At 50.0% G+C, this 21,793-nt stretch carries 21 protein-coding genes and 1 pseudogene; 6 read left to right on the forward strand and 16 right to left on the reverse strand.

From position 1 onward, the window contains the following. The 4 genes from IDH41_RS31350 to IDH41_RS14135 form a co-directional block, all read right to left on the reverse strand. The coding region (locus IDH41_RS31350; protein WP_223829725.1) for a hypothetical protein at positions 1 to 182 on the reverse strand (182 nt) is incomplete at its 3' end. 736 nt (positions 183 to 918) lie between these two features. Beyond that, positions 919 to 1,764: a lipase family protein gene (locus IDH41_RS14125; protein ID WP_190862089.1), complete on the reverse strand. Its 846-nt coding sequence runs from the start codon at positions 1,762 to 1,764 to the stop codon at positions 919 to 921. Positions 1,765 to 1,801: 37 nt separating this feature from the next. Further along, the gene (locus IDH41_RS14130; RefSeq protein ID WP_190862091.1) at positions 1,802 to 2,629 is read right to left on the reverse strand and encodes a lipase family protein; all 828 of its coding nucleotides are present in this window, start codon (positions 2,627 to 2,629) and stop codon (positions 1,802 to 1,804) included. A 28-nt stretch (positions 2,630 to 2,657) separates the two neighbouring features. Beyond that, positions 2,658 to 3,866 carry an arylsulfotransferase family protein gene (locus tag IDH41_RS14135; protein WP_223829726.1) on the reverse strand — a complete coding sequence of 403 codons (1,209 nt, stop codon included), beginning with the start codon at positions 3,864 to 3,866 and terminating at the stop codon, positions 2,658 to 2,660. Positions 3,867 to 4,573: 707 nt separating this feature from the next. Between IDH41_RS14135 and IDH41_RS31355 the strand changes: the two genes are divergently transcribed. Both IDH41_RS31355 and IDH41_RS32140 read left to right on the forward strand, forming a co-directional pair. Beyond that, positions 4,574 to 5,713 (forward strand): DUF4158 domain-containing protein, encoded by a 1,140-nt coding sequence (locus tag IDH41_RS31355; RefSeq protein ID WP_223829727.1) that lies wholly within the window; start codon positions 4,574 to 4,576, stop codon positions 5,711 to 5,713. A gap of 512 nt (positions 5,714 to 6,225) precedes the next feature. After that, the gene (locus IDH41_RS32140; protein ID WP_397327999.1) at positions 6,226 to 6,525 is read left to right on the forward strand and encodes a Tn3 family transposase; all 300 of its coding nucleotides are present in this window, start codon (positions 6,226 to 6,228) and stop codon (positions 6,523 to 6,525) included. On the opposite strand, the pseudogene IDH41_RS31365 reads toward IDH41_RS32140, so the two are convergent. Further along, a pseudogene (locus IDH41_RS31365) lies at positions 6,512 to 6,631 on the reverse strand (Tn3 family transposase); the annotation flags it as partial. The gene IDH41_RS32140 and the pseudogene IDH41_RS31365 overlap by 14 nt on opposite strands. A gap of 13 nt (positions 6,632 to 6,644) precedes the next feature. Between IDH41_RS31365 and IDH41_RS31370 the strand changes: the two are divergent. Beyond that, positions 6,645 to 6,824, forward strand: coding sequence for a Tn3 family transposase (locus IDH41_RS31370; RefSeq protein ID WP_449867052.1), 180 nt, complete (start codon positions 6,645 to 6,647; stop codon positions 6,822 to 6,824). A 211-nt stretch (positions 6,825 to 7,035) separates the two neighbouring features. Next, positions 7,036 to 7,518, forward strand: coding sequence for a tyrosine-type recombinase/integrase (locus IDH41_RS14145; protein ID WP_223829729.1), 483 nt, complete (start codon positions 7,036 to 7,038; stop codon positions 7,516 to 7,518). A gap of 555 nt (positions 7,519 to 8,073) precedes the next feature. Here IDH41_RS14145 and IDH41_RS14150 read toward each other — a convergent pair. The 4 genes from IDH41_RS14150 to IDH41_RS14165 all read right to left on the reverse strand — a co-directional run bounded on the left by IDH41_RS14150 (position 8,074) and on the right by IDH41_RS14165 (position 11,675). Continuing rightward, positions 8,074 to 8,871 carry a D-alanyl-D-alanine carboxypeptidase family protein gene (locus IDH41_RS14150; protein WP_223829730.1) on the reverse strand — a complete coding sequence of 266 codons (798 nt, stop codon included), beginning with the start codon at positions 8,869 to 8,871 and terminating at the stop codon, positions 8,074 to 8,076. A gap of 11 nt (positions 8,872 to 8,882) precedes the next feature. Next, positions 8,883 to 9,989 carry an alanine racemase gene (alr, locus tag IDH41_RS14155; protein WP_190862093.1) on the reverse strand — a complete coding sequence of 369 codons (1,107 nt, stop codon included), beginning with the start codon at positions 9,987 to 9,989 and terminating at the stop codon, positions 8,883 to 8,885. Between the two features lie 4 nt (positions 9,990 to 9,993). Further along, positions 9,994 to 11,073 carry a D-alanine--D-alanine ligase family protein gene (locus IDH41_RS14160; protein ID WP_190862095.1) on the reverse strand — a complete coding sequence of 360 codons (1,080 nt, stop codon included), beginning with the start codon at positions 11,071 to 11,073 and terminating at the stop codon, positions 9,994 to 9,996. 170 nt (positions 11,074 to 11,243) lie between these two features. After that, positions 11,244 to 11,675: a GNAT family N-acetyltransferase gene (locus IDH41_RS14165; protein WP_397327965.1), complete on the reverse strand. Its 432-nt coding sequence runs from the start codon at positions 11,673 to 11,675 to the stop codon at positions 11,244 to 11,246. A gap of 194 nt (positions 11,676 to 11,869) precedes the next feature. Between IDH41_RS14165 and IDH41_RS14170 the strand changes: the two genes are divergently transcribed. Both IDH41_RS14170 and IDH41_RS14175 read left to right on the forward strand, forming a co-directional pair. Continuing rightward, positions 11,870 to 12,709, forward strand: coding sequence for a sugar phosphate isomerase/epimerase family protein (locus IDH41_RS14170; protein WP_190862099.1), 840 nt, complete (start codon positions 11,870 to 11,872; stop codon positions 12,707 to 12,709). Between the two features lie 99 nt (positions 12,710 to 12,808). Beyond that, positions 12,809 to 13,612 (forward strand): (2Fe-2S)-binding protein, encoded by an 804-nt coding sequence (locus IDH41_RS14175; protein ID WP_190862101.1) that lies wholly within the window; start codon positions 12,809 to 12,811, stop codon positions 13,610 to 13,612. 1,116 nt (positions 13,613 to 14,728) lie between these two features. On the opposite strand, the gene IDH41_RS14180 is transcribed toward IDH41_RS14175, so the two are convergent. From IDH41_RS14180 to IDH41_RS14210, 7 genes are all read right to left on the reverse strand, one after another. After that, on the reverse strand, positions 14,729 to 15,223 hold the full coding sequence (locus IDH41_RS14180; protein ID WP_190862102.1) for a hypothetical protein: 495 nt from the start codon (positions 15,221 to 15,223) through the stop codon (positions 14,729 to 14,731). Between the two features lie 14 nt (positions 15,224 to 15,237). Continuing rightward, positions 15,238 to 15,762, reverse strand: coding sequence for a hypothetical protein (locus tag IDH41_RS14185; RefSeq protein WP_190862103.1), 525 nt, complete (start codon positions 15,760 to 15,762; stop codon positions 15,238 to 15,240). Positions 15,763 to 16,718: 956 nt separating this feature from the next. Beyond that, positions 16,719 to 16,883, reverse strand: coding sequence for a helix-turn-helix domain-containing protein (locus tag IDH41_RS32145; RefSeq protein ID WP_223829731.1), 165 nt, complete (start codon positions 16,881 to 16,883; stop codon positions 16,719 to 16,721). A 370-nt stretch (positions 16,884 to 17,253) separates the two neighbouring features. After that, entirely contained in the window at positions 17,254 to 18,189 is a 936-nt protein-coding gene (locus tag IDH41_RS14195) for a tyrosine-type recombinase/integrase (RefSeq protein WP_317890751.1), read from the reverse strand. A 167-nt stretch (positions 18,190 to 18,356) separates the two neighbouring features. Continuing rightward, positions 18,357 to 20,309 carry an ATP-dependent DNA helicase gene (locus IDH41_RS14200; RefSeq protein WP_190862107.1) on the reverse strand — a complete coding sequence of 651 codons (1,953 nt, stop codon included), beginning with the start codon at positions 20,307 to 20,309 and terminating at the stop codon, positions 18,357 to 18,359. A gap of 155 nt (positions 20,310 to 20,464) precedes the next feature. Further along, complete coding sequence (thpD, locus tag IDH41_RS14205; RefSeq protein ID WP_190862109.1) at positions 20,465 to 21,370, reverse strand: ectoine hydroxylase; 906 nt, start codon at positions 21,368 to 21,370, stop codon at positions 20,465 to 20,467. A 24-nt stretch (positions 21,371 to 21,394) separates the two neighbouring features. Further along, positions 21,395 to 21,781 carry an ectoine synthase gene (locus IDH41_RS14210; RefSeq protein ID WP_190862111.1) on the reverse strand — a complete coding sequence of 129 codons (387 nt, stop codon included), beginning with the start codon at positions 21,779 to 21,781 and terminating at the stop codon, positions 21,395 to 21,397. Positions 21,782 to 21,793 lie beyond the last annotated feature (12 nt).

A 21,793-nucleotide genomic window follows, 5' to 3' on the forward strand; every position in this document is an offset into this window, starting at 1 on the left:
ATCTTGTCGATGAGGCTGTACCATTTGCGGTCTCTTTGTTTTGCTGCTTCACGAGAGTGATTGCGCTTCCCTTGTTCGTCCATGCTTGTTTTCCTTCCCTTCCAGTTCCATGGCTTGTAGCCCTTCGGCAATCTCCACTTCTCTGTTGGTACTCGCCCCAGACGGCTTCTCCTTTTGTTCATGCCCCGGTTCTTCGCACATCGTAGCTCACCGGCTCCTGCCTGGCGCATGGCATCCCTTCCATCTCTCTTCTTCCATGGTTTCGGGCTTCGCACAAGTCACCGCCTTTTGAGTCGATGCTTGTATCGGCGACTTCACGCCGATTCATTTGCCTTTACGGCTTTTCTGGCAAATTTCCTCACTACTATCCCTACGTCTGACTTCTCACCATCCATAGCCTTGCCTTGACCCTCACGGTCTTGGTCTAGGGTTACCGCATGTTGCAGAAACGATGAGATCTCCTTGGGTCACGTCATTTGACTTTCCCCCGAGTCCAGTCCTCTTAACTTGCAGGGCCTCCGGTGGTATTGGACATTCCCTTCTTTTGGGGTAGTACCAGCGAAGCTGACACCACCCGCAAAGTAGATGGATATATATGTAAAGTAGAGAATCATTTCCGGGATCGGAGTCAACATTTAAACGAAAATCCTCGATCAATGTCCGTCTTGATCTTTTTACCCATTCTAATGCTTACTTATTACTGCGTTTGTTATCTAGCACGTCCCTATTAACGGCATGATCGTGGATAGTAAACCAAAGGTTAAATTGGCCCAAAAAACGACTTCTGTTCAAAAATGAATATTAGTCGTCTCGGCCTTCGTATTTTCCACTTTTAGGGTGGAGCGGTGGCTCGAAGAACGTCTTTCACTTCATTCAGAGTAACACAACCGATCAGTGTTAGGATCATCCATGTAGCCTCTATTCTTCGTCTTCTTCCTCCGCACTGCATATTCCTATAAATGGAACACATAATCCCGTATCGGGACAAAACCCCGGGATATCAGCGCATAACGCTTCGGTAAAACGAGGATTCTGCAGGCTGAGGAATTTAAAATAGCAGACAATCTCATGATTGCGAACGGGCAAACTGTTCAGCTGGAAAGAGATCGGAACCTTTGTATTAACATGCCGATAAAATAGTCCGTTCTTTGTAATCGGAGGCGGATACGCCTTAGCCGGCAAAGTCGGAATGATGTCGTGGACATTGACTATACGAAAACTGTTTTTTACCGTTTGGTTGAAAGAGGAAGCAAATTCCGGGTCTGCGACACGCGGACTGCCATACGTATACACGACAGGATTTTTGAACTCGGTGTTCACCGCAATATCCAAAGCAGCCAATACGGCTAAAGCCCCTCCCAAGCTGTGGCCAGCAACAAACAGTCTTTTATTCGTAGAAAGTTTGTTCAATTCCCCGATCAATTCTTCTCTTGCTGATTGGTAAATACATGTAAATCCGCGATGAGTCTTTCCAACATGTCTGATAAAAGGATACGGTATTTGAAAAAAGTCCTGGTCCGACTCATTGTCCTTAAAAGTTCGGGTTCCTCTAAAAATTAGTACAACATTGTCTTTCGACTCCGCGAGAAAGCCGAATACTTCTTCCTCCGGTTGTTCGACACCGGCAAGCGCGAGAATGTTAAATCGAAGGGTATAACCTAGCGGCAGAACAACCTTTTCCTTCTCAAAAAGCCGATAAGCCTGATTGATCATGGCCGCAAGCAATATCGCGTCTTCGCTGCTGTAAATGCCTGAAATTTTCATAACTGCAGCTCCTCCTATATATTCAAGGCTTCGAACTCTAGCATCCTTGAAACGGAAAGCACATGCCGGTATCGGGACAGAACCCCGGATTTTCGTCGCATAACGCTTTGGCAAATTCGGGATTCTTTTGGCTGAGCTTGTTGAAATAGCAAGCAATCGAGTCGTTGCGCGGCACATTGTTCAGTTGAAAAGAGATTGGTACCTTCGTTTTTACATGCCGATAAGTAATTCCTCTCTTTGTAAAAGGAGGCGGATACCTTCGGGCCGGAAATGTCGGGAAAGAATCATGAATGTTGACGATTCGCGCACTGTTTTTAACCGTACTGTTAAAGCGGGAAACGAAGTTGGGATCTCCGATGCGTGGACTGCCGTACGTATAGACGAACGGATGCTTGAACCCGGTGTTTACCGCAATATCCAAAGCGGCCAGCGTGGCCAAAGCTCCGCCGTAGTTGTGGCCGGTAATATACAGCCTTTTAGTTGTCGAAAGCTTTTTTAATTCATGGATTATGTTGTTTCGGGTTGATCGATACAAACATGTAAAGCCACGAGAGGTTTTCCCCCCGTTTCGGACGAAAGGATACGGGATCAGAAAGATGTCATACGAGGCAAGAAGGTCTGCCGGATACGAAGCGTATCCTCTAAACGCAACAACGATTTGATCCGGCGACTCGGCAATAAAGCCGAATACGAGCTCCGTAGGATTCTCAACGTCGGCGAAAGCGCGAATCGTAAATTGAAGCTTAAAGCCTTCCGGCAAGACCAGCTTTCCCTCAAAAAAGAACGGGTACGTCTGATAGCTCATTGCTGCGAGAAATATGGCTGTTTTGCTGTTAAAAACAGGCGGTTTGTATGCGAAACCCATCTTACCATTTCCTTTCCGCTTTTGAGGCTTATTCTTGGTCCTCTTCCTCTGCTTGAATAATCCGTGACGTACCAATGACTTGGCCAGATGAATTCAATGCATTTACCTGAAAAAATGGCCCGTCTGACTTAACATCAATTTCTGTCTCAAATCCGGTTCGAGGAGTGCTTTTAACTGCTACTGACAATGTATCAAGTGTTGGACCAGCTAGCACCCGCCAAGCGACAGTTTCTGTTGAGCCATTCCATAATGCAAAAACATTCGCATAATCTTCACCGAGTATATCTACGGCAATGCCGGGGGGATCAATCGGCAACCCCACCCATTCATTTTTAAATGCTCTATAAGATAAATTTTGACCAGGAAACTGCATATCATATAAGAAATTGAATGAAGGATTTTTCTCAGTATTACCAGCATTTTTATATTCAGAAACATAGGGTTCCTGTCCCGATCCGACGAATTGATTTCCGTTCGACAGTTGTTGAACATTTCCTTGACTTGGAACTTTTAGCGCCGGATCGTGATAGTAGGTTCGATCTACATTTGCCGTCATGGTTTGGAAATCGAGCTGAAGGATCAAACCGTGTGCCGGCCCCATAGCCGGAGAGCTGGGAGTCGCACAACAAGCATCATCAAACATACTGATTTTATTTCCAGATCTATGCCGCGCATCATGCTGCCATGAAAATACGGCGTTCGGACCGAAAGTAAAATCACTTTGTTTTCCACCAAGCTGCCAAATGATATTTCCCGTTGCTTTATCGATATTGTAAATGGCCCACATGTTGCGCATGCTTACCAGGAGTGTATTGTTTGGCCCCTCTTCAACCGAATTCGCATGGAAACAATCCCATATATTGTTAGAGCTGAATGCAGATGACGCGGGCAACATCGAGTCGGCCGGATCGACATGTGCAAGCACATCCCAAAAGAAAAGAAGCTCGCCTGTCGCGAGATCGACTTCTTGAATGGAATAATTATCGAAAAATCCGTCTTCCGGTCCTCCAAACGGGCTTAGATCTGCCGGCACTTGTTTCAGTCCAAGAAACAAAGCGGTATTTTGCTTCGTGATCGTAAACTCGTGAAAATCTGAAGTGAACCCCTCTTGAGCAGTGAGCGTTTTGATTACTTGATAATGCTGATCAATGATCAGGTAGAAAGCACCAGGCTCAGCATCCCCGTCAGGAAGGTTGGGATTTGCAGACTGAGTTCCAGATATCGTTCCTTGCCACATGGTAAGAACGGGTTGCCCATTGTACGTTTGTACTCTAAAATCCGTATTTTGTATAAAATTTGTTATTGAGAGGCCTAAACCAGACAGGGTTACCCGTCTGATCCATGATCAGTGCACCAGTTTGCCCAAACAATTTTGCCTCGAATAATGTATATGGTGCAACGAATATGAAACCGGGAGCCGTTCCTGGTTTATTTACATTTATCGTAACCATCATGGGATGCAAGTCGGGGGCTGAAACAAAATTCCACACTTGTGAGCTTGAATAATTTATGGATTTTTGTGATGATTTCCGATTAAAAGTTTTTCTTTCCCATAGTCATCTCCTCTTATTGTTAATGGTCCTTGATTATTAATATGAAACTCATCCCTCAATAATGATGTCGCCGACTGCCGAGATGCGAGCGTACCTTACAGAACCTGCGCGATTCGCTTTTGAATTTGCTTTTCGGGGACTCGCCGACAGTTTACCGCAAATATACGCTTAGCCCTTGATCGTGTCTGGGCTTAGCGTTTTTCATTCTCTAATGACTTCGCTGTTAATCGCACATATCGTCATTTTGATAAAGTTCCGAATTTAATTTTGTAATTAGAACTTCAAAGCATTTTAGTTTCACATTGCTCCGTAAAGTAGGCTTTTGTATACTGATTTCAATAGAATAATTCCGATTCTGACCATTTTAGGAACTTTTCTCGGAAGGGATCATATGAAGCGAAATTGGGAGCTGGAGGAGTTAATTGAGCATTTTACATTTCTTCCAAATGAAATGCAGCAAGTCGGCAATAAGTCGGGGGAGACTCGGTTGGGGTTTGCTGTTCTGTTTAAGTTTTTCCAATATGAAGCGCGATTCCCCTTCTATAAATTCGAAGTGCCCAAAGCAGTCATTCAAAACATAGCAAAGCAGATCGAGGCACCGGCAGAGTTGTATTCACAATACGATTGGGCCGGTCGCTCTATAACCTACCATCGAACACAAATCAGGGAGTTCTTTGGCTTTCGTGAGGATACCATCAATGATGCTGAAGAGGTAATCGATTGGCTATGCAAAAGTGTGTTATTCCAGGATCACGACTTCGAACATTTGGTTGAAACCGTATACCGGCGATTTCGGGAGATGAAAGTTGTACCGCCTACGCCTGATCGCATCGAGCGACTTATCAGAACCGCAATCCGTACATATGAGGAGCAATTTTTCCAAGCCACACTGGAAAAGCTGCCTATGGCGTCTTTGTCTAAATTGGATTCACTCGTCGATAGTATTGCATTTCTGGATGAAGACCAGGGTGGCCCAAGCAGCGACGAAGGACTTCTTTCTTTTCAAGAGCTAAAGGCCGATCCGGGTAAACCAGGTGTCGAAAGTGTGTTAAGAGAAGCAAGCAAGCTGCGAACGATTCGAAATCTGGAACTTCCCGATGATCTGTTTCGTGATATCCCTCTTAAAGTATTGACCAAGTACCGGCAGCGGACCGCAACTGAGGATCTTCGGGAACTTCGCCGCCATCCTGATCCGATCCGTTACACATTGTTGGCCGCATTCTTCTGGCTAAGGAGTATGGAGATAACGGACAATTTGATTGAGCTGCTTATTCAAATCGTCCATCGGATAGGAGTACGGGCAGAATGCAAAGTCGAAAAGGAAATCCTGAATGACTTACGCAAGGTAAGCAATAAGTATGGCATTTTATTCAATATGGCCCAGTCTGCCGTCAATAACCCAGACGGAATAATTCGTGATGTCATTTTCCCGGTCGTTAATGAGCAAACATTACGGGATTTGATAAAAGTTATTCAAACACACAGGTCCGGCTTACCGGGAGAAAATCCATACCATTATATCGGCCAGTGATTCGTGCGTTGGAACTGGTCAAGAAATATTCAGATACTGGCCATCATTATTTGCCGATGTCCGAAGAAATCCCGGTAGATGGTGTAATCCGGACTGTTAATAAAGAAATCATTGTAGAGAAGGACGAGAAAGGCCAAGAGCGGATTAATCGGATGAATTATGAGATAAGCGTCCTGCAAGCTTTACGGGAAAAGCTTCGTTGCAAGGAAATATGGGTCGCCGGAGCGAACCGGTACCGTAATCCGGACGATGACTTGCCAACAGACTTTGAGGAACGGCGGGAAGAAAATTATAAAGCTCTAAAGCAGCCGCTGGATGCGGAAGCATTCATTGCAACGTTGAAGCAGGCCATGAAAGATGGATTAGAAAAGCTTGATACCGGGCTCCAGAAAAAACCCAAGGTCCGGATCACGGAGAAGGGGAATGGTTGGATTAGCTTATCTCCGTTAGAACCACAAGCAGAGCCGGTCAACCTATCACGAATAAAATCAGAGATGCTTCGGCGATGGCCGATGACGAGCCTATTGGACATTTTAAAAGAGGCCGATCTTCGTGTCGGATTTACGGAAAAATTCAAGACTGTTGCTGTACGCGAAGCGTTAGGCCGGGATACGCTGCAAAAAAGACTCATCCTATCCCTTTATGGACTCGGGACGAATACCGGCTTGAACCGTGTGAGTGCCGGTGAGCATGGAGAAAGCTACAAAGACTTGCTGTACGTCCGGAGGAAATTTATTCATAAGGATAATCTTCGAAACGCAGTTTCCGAAGTGGTGAATGCCATTTTTCGTGTTACTCTAACCGGTTGGTAGCAATTTCTCCGCCTTTGCCGTAAAAAATAAAGCTATTGGCCGAGTTCCAGTTTTCTACGACATTCAAGCCTGCATTTATCTCACGGCGCAGTTCCTCCGAGTGAAGGCAAAACTGCCTGGTGTACATCAATACCATTATGCTGCAAAGCATCCTATCCGACCGTAAATGGTTCGATATGATGACTCCGGAAGACTTGCGGGCGCTTACCCCGCTTATCTACACGCACGTAAACCCTTACGGTACATTTAGGCTGGACATGAGTGAACGCCTTCCATTGGAAGAAGGTGTTATTGCGTGAATGAAAGACACATATCCCCGAAACGCAAAGCGAAGGAGTTGGCCAAGTATCTCCGGGGGGAACGGCCAGATTATGCCTATCTCAAAAGCCTGTTTCAGCATCTTCGAGCAGAGCTGGAGGTAGAGGTTCCAAAAACATTCCCTATGTACCTACAGAAGAGGAGCTTAAGCGCTACTACGATGTGGTTTGGCAAGCGAAGAACTTTCAAGACATGATGATCGTCAAGACGCTGCTATATACCGGCGTTCGGGTAAGCGAGCTGATCAATATCAAGTTATCTGATGTTGATTTCCATTACTGCCTAATTCGAATTAAAAAGGGCAAGGGGAGCAAGGATCGCCTTGTCCCATTCCCTCAATCGTTCAAGGAAATGCTGGCCATGCACGCTGATTCAATGAAAAAAAAGCAGGCGGTTTACCTGTTCGAATCATCGTGGAAGAAAAAATATACGGATCGGGGAATACGAAAGATTCTGGCCAAATATTCGGAGGAAGCCGGCCTTGTACAAAATCTGTCGCCGCATAAGTTACGACATTTCCTGTTGACCTGGCTTAAAAAGCAGGGCATTGATGACGCACTCATACAGCCTTATTCAGGACACGAAAGCCGTAAGTCGTTGGAAGTCTATTCAAAGCTTGCAATCACCGATGCCCAGCAGGAATACAACGAGGTTATCAATAAATTCCCCATTTAATTACATCTACTTTGCGGGTGGTGTCAGCTTCGCTGGTACTACCCCCTTTTGCAGGGTCATCCGGCTCTGCCAGCCAACATGGTTGCGCCGCCTGTTCCGGGTTTTGCCTTCACATCCTCACGGACTACGCACTATGTGTCAGCTATGTACTTCCGCCACCTCGCGGTGTACTGGAGACTTTCGCTCCTTAGTCGAATGCGCTGCCAAGCGCACAAAGAGGCAAAACGCCGGAAAACGGCGTTTTGCCTCCAAAGCCTTATGAATCCTTCGATTTGTTGGCGAGCCCGATGATCATTACGATTAGCACGAGCAGTTGAATGAGCAGTTCCGCACTCATCCGAATCCCTCCCAGCCGCAAGTAATGCTCCTTCGCGCATCGGCCTCTCCTCTCGTTGATGGGTGCAACGTCTCCCATTATCATCTATATGAGCGCGGTTTCCGTTTTATGACGAATAATCTCGCCGCGGTGAAGGCAAGCAATATCGTCACGATGCATACGGCAGCGAAATGCCCGAGGCTGTGAGCGATCCGGTCCAGCCCGCAATATTCTCTGGCTTATGCCTCACTGCGCGCGAATTCCTTTCCGTGGAATGCGGTCACGATGAAGCCGTCGACGTTGTTGCCCGAAATCCGGTACGCTTCGCAAGCGACGATCGGAACCGGGGTGTTGCCATCGCCGCGGGACGGCACGAAATAAATTTCCGCCTCGCCGCCGCCGTGCTTGGTCGTAAGATGAGCGCCGGAGTAACGGTAGTCCCTCACAAAATCGATGTACTCCTCCAGGCAGAAGCCATGCTGCCCGATCAACGCGGCATGGGGACGTCCGACGAAACGGTAATGCCATGGCTCGCAGGCGATCCGGGTAATCGCCTCCTTCCCTTCCTGATACCGCATGATGAAGCCGTACTCCGCCGCAAGCTGCTTAAAGCGCCCGCAGACGCCGTCGTCCGGAAAAGTAGGCGCGATAAAATCGACGTCCCGGACCAACTTGCCGACATCGACCGCAAGTCCGGTCTGATGCTCGCTATGATTCGGGAGCGCCACGTACTTCGACGTGTAGGCCTTGCCGTTCTCGGCTAACGATTGCCGATAGATGACGGCCTGCTCCGTTCGGGACCGAAAACCGCTGACGATGACGATGTCTTTCTCTCCTCCCGACGCTTCAAGCAGAGCGGCCAGTTGCCCGAGGCAGGTCTGCTCAAGCCGTATCCCTTCCTGCCGTCCGCGAAGGGAGCCATGGACGCCGATCGGTCGAAGCCGATCCGCGCCCGCATCCTCCCGAACCGGATGGTCCCCGTTAATTAAGACCAAATAACCGGCATGCACCGCTTCTTGCCCAACGGTAATGATCATGTGAACCCCCTCTATTCTTTATAAACTTTCGATACGCGAGGCGCGATCGACGCGGAAATTTCCTGCGGCACGGTGCCGATGTGGCGGGCCAGCTCGGCGCATGTAATCCGTTCGTCGCCTTGGCTTCCGATGATCGTCACCTCCGCGCCTTCCTCGCAAGGGCCCGGCAGGCGAAGCATGAGCTGGTCCATGCAAATTTTGCCGACGACGGTCGCCCTCTTGCCGTTCACCAGCATTTGCGTTCCCTGCAGCCCTTGCGACCAACCGTCGGCATAGCCGATCGGCACGGTGCCGATCCATTCGTCCCCGTCCGCCCGGTACGAATTGTCGTAGCCGATATATTCCCCTTTGCGAAGCTGCTTCACCTGCATAAGCCGGCTGCGCAGACTTAATGCCGGCTCCAGCTTAACCGAAGGTACGAGCCGCTCCGGATAGAAGCCGAACATGGCGGCGCCGATTCGCACCATATCCATGGCAAGCTCCGGGAAGCGCAGCGCGGCGGCGCTTCCCGCGCAATGATAATGATTCACGGCAACGCCGGAGTGTTCGACCCATTCGATCATTTCGGCGAAGCGGTCGCGCTGGCGCGTCAAAAAGGTCGTATCCTCGTTCGAAGCCGTCGCGAAATGCGTAAAAAATCCGTCGACGACGATGTCGTCCGCATGCAGCCAAGGCGCCAGCTCATCCCATTCTTCCTTGCTTCTAAGGCCGATCCGGCCAAGACCCGTATCCGCCTTCACGTGAACCTTCAGCTTATCTGCCGCCGAAGCGTTGCGGTATCGGCGCATTTCCCGAAACCATTCCCCGCTAGTAACGGTAAGCATCAATTCATGCTCTTCCGCAAGCGGAACTTCCTGCGGCTCGATCGGCGTCAATATAAGAATCGGCAGCGTAATGCCCTGCGCCCGCAGACGCAGCGCTTCGTTCAAATATGCGACCGCCAAGGCGTCGGCGCCGCCTTGCTCCGCCATACGGGCCGCTTCGGCATCGCCGTGCCCGTAGCCGTCCGCCTTCACGACCGCCATCAGCTTGACCGTGTCCGGGAAGAGGCATCGTATTTGCTTCATATTGTCGCGAATTTTGCCCAACCGTACCTCGGCCCGCGTCACTCTGAACATATCGTCACCTCGCGTATTGAATCGTCTGCTTCTCCGCGTGGCGCGTGAAGGCGTAATCGATCAGCTTCTCGATCAGCTCCGAATAGCTCGTGCCGTCCGTTCTCTCCCACATGACCGGATACATGCTGAAATTCGTAAACCCCGGCAGCGCGTTGATTTCGTTAAGATACAGCGCGCCGTCGCCGTCCAGGAAGAAGTCGACGCGGGCAAGGCCCGAGCAGCACAGCGCCTGGTACGCATGCAGCGCCGTACGGCGGATTTGCTCGGTAACGGGATCCGGAATTTGCGCGGGGATCGACATCGTCAGGCTCTTGTCTAAATATTTCGAGTCGAAATCGAAAAAACTACGGTTATGAATAAATTCGCCCGGCAAGGAGACGAGCGGCTTCTCGTTGCCCAAGACGGCAACCTGAATTTCGCGTCCCGCGATCTCGCGTTCGACGACGATCTTGCCGTCATATCGCAGCGCTTCTTCGATGCCGGCCTGAAGCTCTCTTCTGCTCTCGCATCGGCTGATGCCGATGCTCGAACCGAGCGAGGCGGGCTTCACGTAGCAAGGATAGCCGAGCCGCCGCTCCAGCCTGTCCAGCAATGCCGCGTGCTCCTCCAGCCATTCCTCGTGACGGAACGAAACAAATTCGGTTTGCCGGATGCCGGCACCGGCAAGCAGCTGCTTGGATACCGCCTTATCGAGTGTGAGCGCGGAGGACAACACGCCGTTGCCGACATACGGAACGTCAAGCAGCTCGAGCAGCCCTTGGACCGTGCCGTCCTCCCCGTTCGAGCCGTGCAGCAGCGGCAGCACCGCCTTCTTGCCCGGAGCCGTCAACCGCTGTATGAGCACGTCTCCGATCGAGGCGGCGGGACTGCCGTGAACCGGCTCCGCAACGAGATCGTCCATCCGCAGCCCCGCGGGGACGCTCGTCCAATCCAGGCTGCCCCACAGCCCTTCGCGCGTGATATAGATCGGGATGATTTCGAATTTGGTTTCATCTATCGCTTGAATGACCGTATAGGCCGTTTTCAGGGATACTTCATGCTCGACGGATTTGCCGCCATACAGAACGATAAGCTTTGTTCGCAAAAGAAAAACCTCCTAAATTTGACTCGTTATCCTACTCAATAAGATAAAGGTCAAAATTTAAGAGGTTTGTAAGCAATGTTTAAAAAAAGCTTAAAATTACGTTAACATCGGAAATTTCCCGCTCCGTCGGATATGCCGCAACCGTTCTTGAAAAAGCACTGATTTTTAATTTAATGCGATAAATCTTTAACCATCTTAACATGCGGAATATTCTCTTCCATGAAGACGGTCGAAGCGATCTCGTAGCCCAGCTTCTCATAGAACGGAGCGGCCTGCACCTGCCCGTGAAGCTTGGCCTTGGCCACGCCTTTGCCGGCGGCGATCGCTTCGAGCTCCTTCATGATCGTCTTGCCCAAACTATGCTTGCGATGCGAGGCGAGCACGCAAATCCGCTCCAGCTTGGCGACGTCATCGACGATCCTTACTCTCCCGGTCCCTACCGGCTCGCCGCCGACATAGGCAACGACATGATCCGCAACGTCGTCATATTCATCCAGCTCAACCTCCTCCGCAACCCCCTGCTCCTTCACGAATACGGTTTTGCGGACGCGGAACGCATCCTCCAATTGTTCGTCTGTCGTTACCTTTATGACGTCGATCATCATTCCACTTTCCTTTCTTAAGGCATGTCTTGATTTCTTTCATTATAATGCTTGCGGACCGATATGCCAAAATCGTTAGCGGGGGGCATCCCTAATATGCGGAACAATTCGCCAATATCGATGCATCTTTTTTACGGGCAAGAGTGCTATTCTATTCGTGAAGCTTCACCAATACGATACAGGGCGGGATGAATATGTCTTATTTATCGGTAAGCACCTGGAGCCTGCACCGGCTGCTCGGTCCGCTCCGATTGACGGTATGGGACGCGGAGAGCGGATCCCAACTAACGCGGGTACAGGAACAGCCGCAGCTGCTGACGCTGCTCGAGCTCCCCGGCAAAGCCGCGGCAAGAGGCTATCGGGCCGTCGAGGTGTGCCACTTCCATTTCCCTTCCACGGAAAGCGCATACTTGGAGGAGCTTCGGCAAGCGTTCCGCACGGCGGGCGTATCGCTTGATACGCTGCTGCTGGATTACGGCGATCTGACGAGCGCAGACGAACAAAGGAGAGTCGCCGATCTGGCGTTCATCCGGAAGTGGATCGGCATCGCGTCCTCGTGCGGCGCCAAGCAGATCCGGGTCGTCGCCGGCGAGGCGCAGCCGGATGACAAGGCGGCTATCGCCATATCGGCAGCCGCCTTGGCCGAACTGGCGGAATATGCAGCCGAGTTCGGTGTTCGGGTTATAACGGAAAACTTCAAGCCGCTCGCCTCCACCGGCGAAAGCTCCCTACAGCTGCTCGCACAGGCCGGCAGCCGCGTTGGCTTCATTACGGATTTCGGCAATTACCACGGCGAACGGAAGCTTGCGGAAATCGCGTCCACTACGCCGTACAGCGTGTCCATCCATGCGAAGCCGACATACGACGAAGCCGGTTATCCGGACCGCGAGCAGCTCATCGCCTATCTCGATCAGGTCCGGCAGGCAGGCTTCGATGGCGCCTACGTGCTTATCTACGACGGTCCGGGCGACATGTGGGAAGGCCTTGAACGGGTGAAAGCCATTGTCGAGCCCTATGTATTGACAGCGCGATAGCTTCGCTCCTATACTGAAAATGCCGCGTGAATGATAATCATTATCGTATTCGTCAAACGTACGTTCATGCTGCCAATTCAGGTTTGGAGGAAACGGCCGATGGCACAGGAAATCGATTTTACGATTCTAGACACGTTTTTTCATATTTCGCCGCAAGGCGCCGAGCATCCCGTATTCGAGATGCCGGCAACCGCGTTTCTGGATAAGGAACGCTCTAGGTCCGCTCTCCTGCTGGGCGGCGAACTGGTACAAGCTACGGGCATGGAGCTGGCCGCGTCGTTTGTCGGCATGTCGTTCTTCAACCTATGCGTCGCGAAGCTGATCGTCGCCGCCCAGTGCAACCGGCTGCTGGATTTGCCGCTGACCGAGCTTACTTTCCAGCTCGAGCCGCATGACGACCACGCCCATCTCGGCTTTAAGCTCCGGGAGCTGAACTCGGCAGCGCTGCCCGAAGACGGGCCGGCTCGCAAGAGGCTGCTGCTCGATGACCTCACGGCCTATTTTCAAGAGGAGCTGAACGAGGCGATCGAGACGGTAGCCGCAAGCGCGGACGTGAAGTCCGCGATGATCTGGAACCAGTTCGGCGGCCAAATTCACGCGATACGCGACTATCTTCCGCTCTATGAGCAGCGGCAAGACGTATTGGAGCGGTTCGAGCGCGATTTCGCCATGCTGAAGGAGCTGCCGCCCGAAGTGTTCAACCGCAAGCGGAACCCGTTCATCCACAAACCGCGCTACATAGACGATCCTTGGTCCCCGCCCGAAGGCAAGATGCTGCTCCGCTCTTCCTGCTGTATGTACGATTGCCGGGTAGACGGCGAGAAATGCTACAATTGCCCGCGCATGCTGCCGGAGGAACGCGAGGAACGACGGCAGGAAGTGCTTGCGGCAAGCCAGAGTTAGAAGAATAAGGCAGACGACGAGGTACAAGCCTTTTGTTTGCCTTATTTTTTCACGAAATAGTTAACATAATCATTGTTATGTAATGATGACCCATTCACTTATTCATTAGTCCGATGTTGATTTCGACTTCTGTCAAATCCGGATAAATAAGGGAAAGGGAAGCATATGCTGGCCATGCACGCCGATTCAACGAAAAAGTGTTCGAATCATCATGGAAGAAAAAACATACGGATCGGGGAATACGAAAGATATTGGCCAAATATTCGGAGGAAGCCGGTCTGGTAAAAAAACAGTTACCGCAAAAGCTGTGACAATTCCTGTTGACCTGACTTAAAAAGCCGAAAGCCGTAAGTCGTTGGAAGTCTATTCAAAGCTTACGATCACTGATGCCCAGCAGGAGTACAACGAGGCCATTAATAAATTCCCCATATAATAACATCTACTTTGCGGGTGGTGTCAGCTTCGTTGGTACCAGTGATGAAAGGTGAATAATTTTCAAAGATATGATTAAACTATCCAAAAGACAAATTTTGAGTTAAAGTGATTTAGTTAATCAAAGGAGATAATAATGAAAAAAATATCAATTGTTTTGCTGACGAGTTTGCCGATCATTTTGGGATTCGCAAAGAAGGGTGACCTTGTTTTGACAAGTGTGGAAACAACAATAAGACCAAATGAAAAGCTTGCCTCGATGATGATAATGGAATAGAACACGGCTTTAGAAAAATGCAAGAGGAAGTGGCTCAGAGGGTAGTATAGAACCTGGAAAAGAAGCATCTTTTCACGTTGAATATCAAATTAAAGAAAATGTTGATATTGGAAAAATAAAATCATCCTCACTCGTTGGTGTTTTACTCATGCTCGATGGACCAAAAGTTATTGCTGAAATTCCATTAACAGATAGTTTAAGAATTAACAACTAAAATTCTTCGGACGCTACTTCCCGCAGCGGCCGCCCCGGGAGGCGCTGCAGTGGCCGCAAGCGGCACCTCGGCACGTCCTGCACATGTTGGATAACTGCGGATCTGTGGTGGCACCTCTAGACGTTGAGTACTTGCCTGAGCGTCGTCTCATTGTTGTATATTAGCTCTTGTCTTTTAATGATACAAGTTCTTGTCACGACATATTCCCCAAAAACTTATAGCCATCTCCATATACAGAATTAGCTAAACCATCATCGGTTATTGGCTCGTCGTCTACAGCGTCTTGGATAGTAATTAGATCATTTACAACTTGAACTCCTTCTTTTGAAAAGAATCCTTGGCTGATTGGATCGCTTAGAGGTGAAGATTCTGGATTATTTGAGCTCACATTGTATTGAACATAGTCATTCAAGTCGGATACTTCGACTTTTCCATTTGCTTGCTTAATCGTTACTTCACCAGTAACTTTATTTACTGTCGTGGAATCAACAAGATTCCCCTGAGAATTGAACTTTTCCGTAGTTACCAATTCTGGGTTCTTCGTTAATTTATATGTGAATCCGTCTTCGGTAAAAGTGGTAGTGTTATTTTTTTCTGCAAAGACTGACATAGGAAGCATGGTGAGTAAACGGACAATATGAGCATCAAACTGATGTGCTTCATGTATTTTTTCAGTTTCAATTGCCATTCCTCCAGTATCGATTACTCTAAAAGTTTCCTACTTCCATTATAAGCATCATATTCACCATTCAAGGGATCGAATCTGAAGATAAATATTTCATCACCATTTTTTAAATAAATGAAATATTTATCATTGGTTGTCTTGAAGTAAGGACCTGAACCGAAAGCAATTTTGTCTTCACGTTGTTCAGGAATAAATACTTGTGCATTCCTACCTTCTTTGTTCTCTGCATCTTCCACTACTTTTCCAGCTTCCTCATAAGTGTACATAGGAAGATTGGAATAATAGAACACCGCTACGAGAACAAAAACAGCAATAGTTAAAGTAAAATTGATTAACGTTTTTTTGAAGATATTCGTTTTAAGTAGTAAATAAACAGGTAACATCATCAGCAAAATAATGATACAACTCAGAATAAAGAAGTTATCTGCATTTAAAATGCCCAAATAATTATTGTTTGGAATGATAAAAAGTAACCGACCACCAATTACGATAAATGCTAAATAGAGAAATATGAGCAAAATGGTCTTTTTTTCGGTTGACATACTCTCCTCAGCCCCTTAATTTAGAATTTCTGAGTTGTTGTGCTAAAGGACTCCGATTTTAACAAAAATTACTTTGATCGAAGTAAATAAACCATTCAGACCGGTTTTAAAACCATCCCCTGTCTTGGGTTTTATTTACCAAATGATTTCACCGTATAAAAAGAAAGCGCTTTAGTAAGATAAAAATGTTATTTCTTTTTATATTAGGAAATGTGGCAACCCTGGCCGATACTTAATACCTATTAACCGGATCGTAAATCTTAGGAGTTCTTCCTACATTTGCAGCATACGCAAAGGACGAGAGTGTTCAAGCAATAACACCTACAGTGAAAACGCTGATGACGGCCCTAATTTGCAACTACTTCTTCTTCTACGATTAGTTCTGCATTTCTACGGGTTGTATTTCAACTTCTCCTGTTGGCAATGGACAACCATCCTTTCCCATATTTGTTTGAAGCATATAAATTGCACCATATTATGTATGACGAAGTAACCTATATTTTGTCGAATGGGAAAATAGGTCGAAGTGACACAGATCGATTTGATTAACTTCACACGTTCTAAACGGATTTCTCCATTATAGACGTACTTGGGGAGAGAATTGTTGCAAGGGCCGTTGTTTAGATTGTTGCGGCTTCAAAAGCCGCAGTCTGTAGTGAATTGTGTTCCATGCTTTATACATTGAAGATCCTCGGAAAAAACATTTCTATAGATTCCCAGAAATCACGGCTATCAGTACATCCGTCGTTCTCACCGATACGGATAATCTGAATCCACAGTAGCCGCGCCATTCTTGAGTAATGCACGCATGCACCATGCCAAATTGATTCGCTCGCCAATTATATTAGCCACCGCCGCTTCATGGTAGTATTGGCGGGGTTTTACCTTCTGAATATTTAGCAACGATGTTTTTGAGAAATGACAGAAATACTTGAGCGTCGTATTGTTCGTGATCTTCAACATAATGCTTCTTGCTGTTCAGGGTCTGCTTTTGCCAACGAATATGTTGGCCTTGATAAACTGAAGCCTAGTCGATACAGGAGTTCACGTGTTCCTCGTTCAGAATATTTGACCTGAAAATGCTGCTCTATCCACAATGCCTGATCATTCCTGAATTCCAATTCATATCGGCTGGGAAGCCAACATCATCAGACAAACTTATGTGTGATGATTTGACATAATTCTTGTTCTTGCTCAGTGGTTAATAGTCTTGATCGTCCAGGTGAGTGATCCAACTGAAGTCCCGCTAAGCCACCAGCACAAATTGACCGGAAATAGATGCCGACGGTTTCAATGTTAAGGTCTAAAATTTCCTTAATTCGACTTCGAATTTCACTCGAAAGAATAAATAAATGCACTGGTAGCGTACATACATCCAGATTTCATCTGTAGTTTTCATTGCAATCCGAACCTCTTCCAATCGCTCAGCTTTATCTGCAAATAGAACTCTTTCGTTCGTGTCACGCAAAAGTTTACATAACTATAATTATGTCACTTCAAACGCCTCGTAATCGGAATTTTCGCCGAAATGTTGTTCATGGCCTCTTTTAACTGGCGATTGTCGATATGGGTATAGATTTGCGTCGTTCCGATGCTCGCGTGCCCTAGCAGCTCCTGCAGCGTCCGGATGTCGGTGCCGCTCCGGATTTGCATCGTCGCGAAGGAGTGCCGCAGCTTGTGGCTCGAGAGCTTCTTGTCCGCCAGCGCCGGCATCGCTTCCTTCAGCAGCTTGATCGTATCGTCGGCTACCGTCTGAATCATTCGGATCGACAGCCGACGGCCGAATTGCGATACGAAAAACGGCTGTTCCTTGCCTTGTCTTACGTCCCGGCGCTCGGCAAGCGCTTCGCGAAGGACGCGCTGCAGCGGATCCGGCAGCGGGATAACGCGCCATTTCCTCCCTTTGCCGAGAATGTGAACCGAGCCGTCCTGCCGGAAATCCTGCACGTTCATCCGGTGCACCTCGCCGACCCGAAGTCCCGCGAAAGCCATGAGCAGCACGATCGCGACGTTGCGGGCATAATATTTGCCTTGTATCGCCTGAAGCAGGCGCTCCAGCTCGTTCTCCTCCAGGTAGACCGGAATCCGGTTTTTCTCCTGCTTCGACTTGGCGATCATCGCGGCCGGATTGCCGTCCTGATGCTCCATCTCGATGAGCGCTTTGAAGAAGGACCGCAGCGACGACAGCTTCCGGTTGCGCGTCTCGTCCCCCGCTCCCTTCTCCCGGCACTCGGACAGAAACCGCATGACGTCCAATCTCGTAATCCGTCTCGTCTCCGCCTCGTTTACCGTCGCCAGAAATCGGCAAGCATCGTTCAGGTAAGCTTGATGCGTCGACTTCGTCATCCCTTTATTTTTCATCCAGATCGAGAACAGCTCCAGCTCGATCCCGTACCGTTCCCAAACTTCATGACGCCGGTTTCGCACCGCGAGCACCTCCTATCAAACGTCCGATTCATTAAATTTTTATCGTATTTTGTTTCAATTCCTCTCGAAAAAGCCGCTTGAAATTAAAATTACGCGAAATATGTATTTCATGCAATTTTTTCGGAAGAAAAAAGCGGGCCGGCATCGCGAAATGCGGCCCACAGCCCTTACTCCTCATCCAAAATCGCCAAGCCGACGTCCTCCGGCAAAATCCCGCGCACCTGCTCGCGTATGGCGGCATCGGTCATTTTGTCGCCGAATAGCACGACCGTCCCGCGATCGTCTCGTGCCCGGATCAACCGGCCGATTCCTTGCTTCAGCCTCAGCAGCATATACGGCATGTCCACCTGCTCGAAGGGCGAAGCCGCATCCGCTCGTCTCGAGGCGAACAACGGGTCGTTCGGCGGGAACGGCAGCTCCCACACGATAACCTGGGATAAGGACGGGCCCGGTATATCCAGCCCTTCCCACAGCGTAACGGCGCACAGCACGCTCGTCTCGTCCCGCTGGAATCGCTCGATCAAGCTGCTGATCTCGGCGGTGCCTTCGTATAGCATCGTGAAGCCTTCCGTCTCGCCGTCTTGCCCGGCTTCGGCTTTGTACGACGCAAGCTGCTCCATCGACGGGAACAGGATGAGCGACCGTCCTCCCGACTGCCGCAGCAGCCGGTGAATCGCCCTCGTTTTGTCAGGCGTACTCATGGGAACGTCAGCTCGCGGTACAAGAAGGCTCATACTGTCCGCGTACTCGTACGGAGACGGCACGGAGAACGAAAGCGCGTCCTCGATGCCGAGAAGGTCCGCCATATAGTCGAACGATCCGCCCACGGATAACGTCGCCGACGAGAAAACAACCGGCATTTTGCGGGAGAATACATGCTCCTTCAGCACTTCCTTCACCCACTTCGGCATGATGACGAGGGAGAGGCCTTCTTTGTCCCGCGACACCCAGCTGATCGGCTTGTCCTCCCTTTTGAACAACGACAAGGCGAACTGGATCATCTCCAAATGCTCTTCCACGATTCGAAGCTGATACGCGTCGATCGTATACAGCCCGCTTTCGAAGACGAGCTCTTCCTCGATGACGGTCAGCGTATCCTGCAGCCGGTTAATCTCTTTCAGCAGCTCCGCGCTCCAGGCGATTTCCTTCCGGTTCGAGCCTTCGACTCTCTCGCTTCCCCGATCGATCAGTCGAAAGACGAATTCGCTCTGCGTGATCGCCTCTTCCACGGCAAGCGCCAGCGACTCGCGGATCTCGTCCTGCAGCAGCCGCGTAATGATGCTCTCGAAGACGGAATGGTTCAGCTTGTAGGTCAGCGCATTCTGTGCCGCCGTCTCCAGCAAATGCCCTTCGTCGAAGACGACCGAGCTGTGCTCGGGCAGCAGCGGAAGCTGACCTTCCCGCTTCCTCGCGTCGTACGTCCATACATGCTCCATATAGAAATCGTGCGAGCAAATAATAAGATCGGCCGACTTGCGGTAATGATCGCGGGACAGCGTCTGCCCGCAGCGATGCCTCCTCTCGCATACGAGGCAATCCTGGAAGACGTCCCAGCCGATCCGGCTCCACTGCTCGTCGTTCAGATGCGGGTAATCCCGCCGGCTTCCGTACGGATGGAATCTTTGCAGCGAATCCGGCCGGTTCACGAAGCTCGGCAATTCCCGGTAAATGCGGTCGAACAGCTCCGCATCCTCGAAGTCGCCGCGCGCGTCGTCCAGCTTGTTCAAGCAGACGTATTGATCGGCGGACTTGCCGAGCCTGGCATCTACCGTGAGGTCGAGGTGGCGCGCAAGCTTCGCGATATCGCCTTCCGGCTTGACGAGCTGCTCGATGAGCGATTCGTCTGCGCACGCGATCACGGCCGGCTTTCTCGTATAGCGGGCGTAGCTGATCGCGTACAGCAGGTAGACGAGCGTTTTGCCCGTGCCGACGCCCGCTTCGGCGAATATCGTCCGCTTCTCGGCATAGGCGCGCTCCAGCTGGAACGCCATATAAATTTGTTCGTCCCGGATTTCGAATCCGGCCTCGGGCAATCGTTCGTAGAAGACGTCGGCGATCCAATCGCTTGCCTGCCGGACAAACGGCTGCTTCGGATCGAATTCAAACGGATAATGGTTCACGGATTGGTTTCCTCCATATAATAGACGCAGACGGCTGCGTGCGTGCATGCGGCCGTCTGCGCGATTCCTAGCGACTAAGCGTACATTTTAATATAGCACCAGACCATACGCATAGTCAAAAGGATTCTCTATTCGATTTTGGAAACCGTCGTCATTTACGACCTCGTTGCGATATAGGGAGGACGCGGCTTCTGGCCGGAATATGGCTCCCGGAGCCGGTTCTCGACCGAATTGTAGACGAGGAACACATTGCTTCGCGGATCCGGCGTAATGTTGCTGTTCGAGCCGTGCATGATGTTGCAGTCGAACAGCACGATGGAGCCGGCTTCCCCGATCGTCGTGTGAATGCCGCCTTCGCGGCTCAGCTTCTCCAAGCTGTCCGGGTCGGGCACGCCGTACTCCTGGCGGCGAAGCGATTGCTTGAAATGGTTGTCCGGCGTTTTGCCGATGCAGGATACGAACGCGGTGTGCGAACCGGGTATGACCATGAGCGGACCGTTATGATGGAAGTTATCCTCAAGCGCGATCGAGCAGCTGAACGCCCGCATCGCCGGCATGCCGTCCTCCACGTGCCACGTTTCGAAGTCGGAATGCCAATAAAACTCTTTGCCCGAGAAGCCGGGTTTAAAGTTAATGCGCGATTGATGAATGTAAGTACCGGAGCCGAGCAAATATTCCGCGATCGCGACGAGGCGGGGATGGGCCGCGAGCCGCTTGAACATTTCATTGTTGTCGTGCACGGCGAAGATGGAACGGACCTCCCGGCTTTCCGGCTCGGCAATGACATGCTCCGCTTCTTTGCTTTGATATATTTCCCTTAGTCTTCTAAGCTCCGTGCGCCACTCCCCGATCTCCTCCTTCGAGAAAAACCGGTCGAGCACCAAATATCCGTTCTTCTCGTAAAAGGCCGATTGCTCCTTCGTAAGCGGACTGTCCGCCGTCCATTCCGAGTAGACGACCGGATCCTGACGTTCAAGAAAGGCCGGCTGTTCCTCGACCCGGGACGGATACCGGTCGGCGGCGGATGGGCTCGCCGTTTGTTTCGTGTTTGCAAATTGCATCGCGATCACTCCTTCGATTTGAGTTTAATTGGTCTCGACAAGCGGATAAACGCCGTTCTCGTCATGCACTTCATCGCCCGTCAGCGGCGGGTTGAACACGCACACCATGCGGAGCTCCGACTTGGCGCGAAGCATATGCTTCTCATGGCCGTCAAGCGCATACAGAATGCCGGGCCGAATGTTGTACGTCTCGCCGCCGATCACCTCGATTTCGCCTTCGCCCTCGATGCAATAGACGGCTTCGACATGGTTGCGGTACCAAATAAGCGTCTCGGTGCCGGCTTTGATCCGCGTATCGTGCAAGGAGAAGCCCATGCCGTCCTTCTTCAAAAGCAGCCTTCTCGCGTTCCAGGTTTTCGTATCGATATCGTCCTTCGTTCCGACTACATCCGACAAATGCTTTACGATCATTGCGGCAGCCTC

This window comes from Paenibacillus arenilitoris, assembly GCF_014705655.1.
GTDB classification, from domain to species: Bacteria; Bacillota; Bacilli; order Paenibacillales; family Paenibacillaceae; genus Pristimantibacillus; species Pristimantibacillus arenilitoris.

Coding starts and splice junctions, on each gene's coding strand:
- IDH41_RS14125 (WP_190862089.1), bottom strand. CDS start 1,764: ATGAAAATTTCAGGCATTTACAGCAGCGAAGACGCGATATTGCTTGCG.
- IDH41_RS14130 (WP_190862091.1), bottom strand. CDS start 2,629: ATGGGTTTCGCATACAAACCGCCTGTTTTTAACAGCAAAACAGCCATA.
- IDH41_RS14135 (WP_223829726.1), bottom strand. CDS start 3,866: ATGTGGCAAGGAACGATATCTGGAACTCAGTCTGCAAATCCCAACCTT.
- IDH41_RS31355 (WP_223829727.1), top strand. CDS start 4,574: ATGAAGCGAAATTGGGAGCTGGAGGAGTTAATTGAGCATTTTACATTT.
- IDH41_RS32140 (WP_397327999.1), top strand. CDS start 6,226: ATGACGAGCCTATTGGACATTTTAAAAGAGGCCGATCTTCGTGTCGGA.
- IDH41_RS14145 (WP_223829729.1), top strand. CDS start 7,036: ATGATGATCGTCAAGACGCTGCTATATACCGGCGTTCGGGTAAGCGAG.
- IDH41_RS14150 (WP_223829730.1), bottom strand. CDS start 8,871: ATGATCATTACCGTTGGGCAAGAAGCGGTGCATGCCGGTTATTTGGTC.
- alr (WP_190862093.1), bottom strand. CDS start 9,989: ATGTTCAGAGTGACGCGGGCCGAGGTACGGTTGGGCAAAATTCGCGAC.
- IDH41_RS14165 (WP_397327965.1), bottom strand. CDS start 11,675: ATGATCGACGTCATAAAGGTAACGACAGACGAACAATTGGAGGATGCG.
- IDH41_RS14170 (WP_190862099.1), top strand. CDS start 11,870: ATGTCTTATTTATCGGTAAGCACCTGGAGCCTGCACCGGCTGCTCGGT.
- IDH41_RS14175 (WP_190862101.1), top strand. CDS start 12,809: ATGGCACAGGAAATCGATTTTACGATTCTAGACACGTTTTTTCATATT.
- IDH41_RS14180 (WP_190862102.1), bottom strand. CDS start 15,223: ATGGCAATTGAAACTGAAAAAATACATGAAGCACATCAGTTTGATGCT.
- IDH41_RS14185 (WP_190862103.1), bottom strand. CDS start 15,762: ATGTCAACCGAAAAAAAGACCATTTTGCTCATATTTCTCTATTTAGCA.
- thpD (WP_190862109.1), bottom strand. CDS start 21,370: ATGCAATTTGCAAACACGAAACAAACGGCGAGCCCATCCGCCGCCGAC.
- IDH41_RS14210 (WP_190862111.1), bottom strand. CDS start 21,781: ATGATCGTAAAGCATTTGTCGGATGTAGTCGGAACGAAGGACGATATC.